The sequence below is a fragment of the Shewanella sp. 10N.286.51.B2 genome (assembly GCF_041469265.1).
In the GTDB taxonomy this organism is placed as follows: Bacteria; Pseudomonadota; Gammaproteobacteria; order Enterobacterales; family Shewanellaceae; genus Shewanella.
Genome location: NZ_JBFRKH010000111.1, coordinates 1 through 417, shown reverse-complemented (window position 1 = coordinate 417; position 417 = coordinate 1). Strand labels below are relative to the sequence as shown.

At 42.2% G+C, this 417-nt stretch carries 1 protein-coding gene and 1 tRNA gene; both read right to left on the bottom strand.

The genetic code is table 11. From position 1 onward, the window contains the following. The coding region (locus AB4140_RS19575; RefSeq protein ID WP_372002301.1) for a hypothetical protein at positions 1 to 211 on the bottom strand (211 nt) is incomplete at its 3' end. 87 nt (positions 212 to 298) lie between these two features. After that, positions 299 to 389, bottom strand: a tRNA-Ser gene (locus AB4140_RS19570). Positions 390 to 417 lie beyond the last annotated feature (28 nt).

Below are 417 nucleotides of genomic sequence, written 5' to 3'. Positions count from 1 at the left end.
GAATAAAGTCATTAATACAGGTTTGATGGTCGATGTTATTGATGATTTTTTTCAGTGTGCCAGCGACATCGATATTACGAATAACCGCTTGTGCTCTGTCACGAGTCAACAAAGAAACTTTAATATCAAAAGGAAAGCCTTTATCGCGTAACGATTTGGCTAAACAGATACGTGTGAAGTACACGCTATTGGGAGCTCTATAAAGGTACATTGTCTGAGTCAATCCTCTCAGAAAGCCCCTCAAACGCCAGAAACAAAAAAAGCCGTTGATAATCAACGGCTTTTCTCGTATTTAATATGGCGGAGAGATAGGGATTTGAACCCTAGATGGGCTACAAACCCATGCCGGTTTTCAAGACCGGTGCATTCGACCACTCTGCCATCTCTCCGAACGAGCGAGATAATAGCTATCTCACT